The organism is Halorubrum sp. C191 (assembly GCF_002727095.1).
GTDB classification, from domain to species: domain Archaea; phylum Halobacteriota; class Halobacteria; order Halobacteriales; family Haloferacaceae; genus Halorubrum; species Halorubrum ezzemoulense.
Map to the genome: position 1 here is coordinate 1 of NZ_NHNZ01000224.1, position 5,828 is coordinate 5,828.

Below are 5,828 nucleotides of genomic sequence, written 5' to 3' on the forward strand. Positions count from 1 at the left end.
AGCTGAACCCCGCGGAAGAGTGTTGGAGACAACTTGATCAAGAACTTGGGAACCGCCTGTTTGACACACTCGACGATCTCCGTGAGGCTGCTCTCTCTGCACTCGACCGGGTCGAAATCCCAGATGTGTTCACGTATTTATGTCCGTGAGTATAACATAGCGGCTCGTGAGGTCGATTAACAGTTCACGATACTCATCAGTATATAACGTACTCTGAGATTGTTTAGCCACCCTCGCTCAAAAAACGACACCGGCCCCAATACGATGTGTTAATCCGATGGTTTGCATCACTAATTGTCGGCTCTATCTCCGAGGTCAAATCTCAGGGTATTCGCCTTGTCCGCTAACATAATCGCTGAAAACGCTGATAAATAAAAAAATCGGTCGTAGTTATCCGAACCGACTTGCATCCATTAGCCATTGGTAGGGCCGTATGCTTGCCCTCCCACACTTTTCACCACGAATTATTGTCGGTGTTGCCTCAACCGGCTTGGCTGCGATTGCATGGTTCATTGCCCGATCAATGCGAGGATTCCCGAGCCAACCCCATCTATGGCTCTTGCGACTTTTTACCCGCTCTATCAGTGATATTCGTCGACGAGACCGCACCGCTGTCGCGTGGATTGGACTTGTGTTCTGGTCGGGAACTGTAACGATATTCCATTTTACTGGACTCATATTCGAGATCTACACAATAGTATCGTGGTGGGATCTCCTCACGCACACGATGAGTGGATCTGGCATCGCCGCTCTAGCATTGCTGACCCATCGGGAACGAGTTGTGACCCGCAAGGCAGTCTGGTGGATCGTCCCGACGGTCATCGCTATCAGAGCGGGATTCGAGGTGTACGAGTTCGTTTTCAAGTCGTTCTGGCATGAGTGGACGCTCCGTCACTATTTGATCGATACAGCCGTCGATCTTGCAGTGAGCACACTCGGTACTGTTGTCGTTGCGTCTGTCGCAAACCACTATTGGATAGCAGCTGACGACGTGACAGCAGGCTGGTCCACACCAAATAACGCTGATTGAAGCCGCTGAGTTCGGGAGTGAGACGATTTATGTGAAGTGTAGTATTCATTTCGAAGAGAGAGTTCTGAAGCCGGTGTTTCAGATGCGCCTGTCACCCGCACCATGCGCTCGAGCACAGCGGGACCATCATCGTTGAGTGAATACAAGCGGACCTACTTTCTTGTACGCTCATATGGCGTAGATTGTTGATACGGCTCTCCCAAAGAGGGTATGGATAAAAAGTGACCGGTAGATCGCTCAGACAGCTGGTTCTCATCTAGGTCGATCTATGGGAGAATCGCAAGAAGGCTCGCCATCAACAATGTGCTACACAAGAGCGTTCTTGTATATCCCATCTCTGTCTCACCAGCCGTGAAACCGGTTAGGTCTTTTTTCGCCTCCTCTAGGACCTGTTCAACCGGTTTCGCTGAAACCCTCTGTAACTGGTTATACCCACCATCAGCCACTCAGTACAAGAGAAGGTTGTATCAACCCGCGTTATTTGTATTGTAGGTGAGACAACATAAAGTGACATCCTCTCCCGTGTTTACGCGGAGGCATTCCGAGCGGCGGGAGTGTCAGGTTTCCAGTCCAATCACCGAACGCCTATCTTTTCAGGCACGGGTAGTCTCATAGTATCGGACCGGTGGACTGCTGGCCATGCCAAGTGGCCGTACTCTCATTTTTGATCATACACGGGGTCGTAGTGTTGTTTTTGCTGCGAGAACGCCACGCCGCGTCACGACGCTGTTTCAGGTCACGAAACCCCGTGTTAACAGCTTTTGAAACGGCAGAGTATGAAGAACTGATGAATGGAGATGGCATACTGGGGTTGTTCCAGCTACCGGTGGCGATTGTCGGCGCAGGACTGGCAGTCTTCGGCTACCGGGAGCTCGTGAGGCTACCATCGCCGGGTATGGGAGGGTTGTTCGGTCCGGCAGTTGCGCTCCTCGCGCTGTCGCTCGTCGTTTGGGCCGGTCTGTTCCTCCTCCCGCTTGGAATGTTGATACCGCCAACGGATGGGTACGGCATCGAGTTCAACGACAGCCAACGACGGTGGCTCATGAGTACGGTTATTGCCGTGGTCATTGGCCCGTTTGTCGGGGTCGGGATGGCGTTCGTGACACCTTGGATCGTCCCGCAGACCCTGACGCTCAGTATGTGTGTGGCGCTGCTCCCGCTGCTTGTCACCCTCCTCTGGCGTGCCGGGCAGATACTCCGATCGCACGCAGCATAGCGACGGGAGCTGGCTGACCCCGGATCGGTGCTTGCGGCTCCAACGAGTCCGATCGAACGACGGTGTTGGTGTTTCTGACTCCGAAGCTTCGACATCGTGTTTATCTACGGCTACCGCGTTTCAACGTTCTGTGAACGTTATTAACGCCACGGACCCCTTGAACTGTTACAGCGACATACTCTCTCTCGGAGGCGTCGGTTTAACGGTCGATAGCGGGAAATCCTCGGGCCCCTCAGGTCGAGCATCGCCGGCAAGTCGACGTTCATCGACATCTTGCTCAAATTCGTCACGCCGGGCAACGGGGGAAAGTGATCAGTCAGTACAGTATCTGATTTTTTCGAGTGGAAACCTTACTGATCAACGCGATCATAGCCTTTTCCATGACGGCCAAACAACCAATCGACAGATGTGTTTGTCCCTCCACACCAGTAGATGGGGTTGGTCCCAACACGACGAGTCCCTCCAATCAAGACGGATTGACGATCTTCGGGTCACAATCAAATGACTGCGTGCCGCTTAGTGCGTGGGCTTGTTGCAGTAGTCGTCCTCGCAAGCGCGATGATCGGCGGTGTCACAGCGGTTGCTGCGAATGGACCTGCAGTCAACGTGTCATCAGTAAACGTCACGCCCACTGACCCAACAGTCGGTGAGACGGTCACAGTTGAGGTGACGATCTCGAATCAAGAAGGGAGTAATTCAATCGTTGATGTCTCAAGCATTATGCTGCGAACAACCAGCGAGCACTACGAGCGGGTTGAAGACGTTGGTGCGATTGCTCCCGGCGGAAGTCTAACGATTCCCATTACAACATCGTTTGACTCAGCAGGTGAAAAGAACCTGCTGGCGCATGTGTCCGCAGCATCACAATCAAACGGAAGTCGGACTTCTCATCTGCGGGCGTACTACCGCCCGATAACGATCGATGTGGAGGCACCTGAGATAGACGCCGGTATCGCAGCGAGCACAAACAACTCCGGGGAGACGACGGTGACGCTCACCAACTACGGGAACGTTGAGCTCACTGACGCTGAAATACGGACCGCAGTTGACGGAACGCAACGCGACCAGCGGAGTACGTTCGACATTACACCCAACGAGAGTGAATCCGTTACGTTTGACACTACCAATTATGACTCGGATGCTGTCACACTCACCGGAGCGTACACGGCACGCGGCGAGCGTCATGAGGTTACTCGGACAGTCGATCTCAACCGGCAGGTGCAAGGCGAAATTCGGTTAACCAGCGTTGAAGTTACAGAGCGGGGAACAGCCATCTCGGTTGACGGTGAAGCCGCAAACATTGGTGGGACAGACGTTGATTCCGTTCTTGTACGCATCCCTGACAGCGAGACGGTGTCGCCGGCTAGCGGGGCTGGTGAGTTCTTCGTTGGCTCCGTCGATGCGAGTGAGTTTGCAACGTTCGAGCTCAGTTCCTCCGTCTCAAACGGGACTGACACGCTTCCAATCGAACTCACCTATCTCGTCGATAACGAGCGAATCACAACAACCCAAACAATCGATCTCTCGACGGCCAGCCCTGTCAGTCCCGAATCGAGTCAAGATCGGCCAGCTGCAACCGCAGGTGGCGACGGGAGCGCTGGCTCGTCAGGACTCCCGCTGATTCCACTCATTGTCGGGTTGCTTGTGGTAGTCGGTGGAAGTGGGCTGCTCTATCGGCTCTGGAACCGCGAATGAGCGTTATTCGCTTAACCGGGGTGACGAAGCGCTATGACACCGAGGCTGAGATAATCGAGGCGCTGAACGCTGTCGACTTTCGTGCCGAACGTGGTGAGATGGTCGTGGTCACAGGCCCGTCAGGAAGCGGCAAGAGCACGATGCTCAACATGATCGGGTTACTCGATAGCCCAACGGAAGGGGCCGTCCATCTTGATGGACGGAACGTGACAGACTTCAGTGAAGACGAGCGGACCGAAGAACGTCGCTCACAGCTGGGCTTTGTGTTTCAGGACTTCCATCTGCTGCCGATGCTCACCGCAGCGGAAAACGTTGAACTCCCCTCCATGTGGGACACCGATGTTGATCGTCGAGACCGCGCTGTCGATCTGTTACGGCGGGTGAGTCTTGGCGACCGACTGTCACATACCCCAGACGAACTCTCCGGTGGGCAAAAACAGCGGGTTGCAATCGCGCGATCACTCATCAACGAGCCGGATATCCTTCTCGCGGACGAGCCGACCGGAAATCTCGACCAAGAGACGGGTGAAACGGTGCTCGACGAAATCACACGTCTGAAAAATGAGGAGAATATCGCGGTCGTCGCAATCACGCACGACGAACAGCTGGTAGGATACGCAGATCGCGTCGTGCGACTCGTCGACGGGGTTGTCCAAGAATGACCGTGACATCGTCGCTCCGTCGGTTCCCAAGCGTGCTCATGGCATGGCGAAATCTTGGGCGAAACCGAATCCGAACGGCCCTCGCGATGCTCGGTATCGTCATCGGTGTGATGGCAATCGTGTCGCTAGGGATGACTGGCGTTGCGCTTGAACAACAGGCGACATCTAACCTCGGGAACCTCGCAAACGAAGTAACCGTCTCCCCCGGCGAGGATATTGAGACCGACGGGATAACCGATGAGCAGGTAGCAACGATACGAGACGTTGCACCCGCCACAACAGTCATCCCACAGAAATCAAATGCGACCGAGCTCACGGCGCGGAATGGAGCCGAAGCGAACGTGCAAGTCACTGGCGTGACGAACCCGGCCCCCCTGTATGATATTGCATCTGGTGATGACCCCACGCGCCTCCAAACAGGAGCCCTGATCTCAGCATCGACGGCCGAGCAACTAGGCTTACAACTCGGCGACCCAGTCGAATACGACGGGCAAATATATCGTATTCGTGGTTTTATCGCCGCCGAAAGTGGGTTTGGACCGAGCGGTGGTGGTGAGCTTGTGCTCCCGGAGTCAGCGCTTAGCGAGCAGGAATACTACAGTTCAGTTACTGTTATTGCCGCAAGTGGAGAAGCGAGTGCTGCGACCGCAAACGCCATTGAGGCAGAGTTCAACGATGCCGACGACGAAATATTGACCGCGACAAGCTTCGCAAGCGTCCAAGAAGATATCTCCTCGTTCACTAACACACTTGAACTCGCTCTCCTTGGCATCGGTTCGATATCGCTGTTCGTTGCGAGCGTCGCTATCCTGAACGTCATGTTGATGAGCACGATAGAGCGCCGCGGTGAGATCGGCGTACTACGTGCCGTCGGCGTGCGCCGGGGCGAGGTGCTTAGAATGATTCTCACCGAAGCGGCCTTTCTTGGAGCGGTTGGTGGCCTCATTGGTAGCGCCGGATCGCTTGTGGTCGGACTCGCACTCTTTCAGGTTCTTACCGGGGATGCGACACTCGCATTGGAGTGGTCAAGTTCACGCTATCTTCTCTATGGGATGTTGTTCGCTCTGATGGCGAGCGTTCTAAGCGGAATCTACCCTGCATGGACCGCTGCTAACGAGTCACCGGTCGATGCACTTCGTGGCTGAGTCACGTTGAACCACGGGAATGAGCCTGTTCAGAACGGGCCTGCTACTTCGTTCACCTTTGTCAACGCAGTACGTTTGGC

5 protein-coding genes and 1 pseudogene are annotated in these 5,828 nt (G+C 54.7%); all 6 read left to right on the plus strand.

Going from position 1 to position 5,828, the window contains the following annotated elements; translation table 11 throughout:
* Nucleotides 1-149 (plus strand): annotated as a pseudogene (locus Z052_RS18980) (IS630 family transposase); the annotation flags it as partial.
* A 482-nt stretch (nt 150-631) separates the two neighbouring features.
* A complete protein-coding gene (locus tag Z052_RS18985) occupies nt 632-1,030 on the plus strand; it encodes a hypothetical protein (RefSeq protein WP_241898020.1) in 399 nt (132 codons plus the stop codon).
* A gap of 787 nt (nt 1,031-1,817) precedes the next feature.
* Nucleotides 1,818-2,246: a hypothetical protein gene (locus Z052_RS18990; RefSeq protein WP_099289369.1), complete on the plus strand. Its 429-nt coding sequence runs from the start codon at nt 1,818-1,820 to the stop codon at nt 2,244-2,246.
* 558 nt (nt 2,247-2,804) lie between these two features.
* Entirely contained in the window at nt 2,805-3,941 is a 1,137-nt protein-coding gene (locus Z052_RS20010) for a hypothetical protein (protein ID WP_144050082.1), read from the plus strand.
* Nucleotides 3,938-4,603, plus strand: a complete 666-nt coding sequence (locus Z052_RS18995) for an ABC transporter ATP-binding protein (protein WP_099289370.1) — start codon at nt 3,938-3,940, stop codon at nt 4,601-4,603. Before Z052_RS20010 ends, Z052_RS18995 begins: the two co-directional genes overlap by 4 nt.
* Nucleotides 4,600-5,748 carry an ABC transporter permease gene (locus tag Z052_RS19000; RefSeq protein WP_099289371.1) on the plus strand — a complete coding sequence of 383 codons (1,149 nt, stop codon included), beginning with the start codon at nt 4,600-4,602 and terminating at the stop codon, nt 5,746-5,748. The genes Z052_RS18995 and Z052_RS19000 overlap by 4 nt, the downstream gene beginning before the upstream one ends.
* Nucleotides 5,749-5,828: the final 80 nt, after the last annotated feature.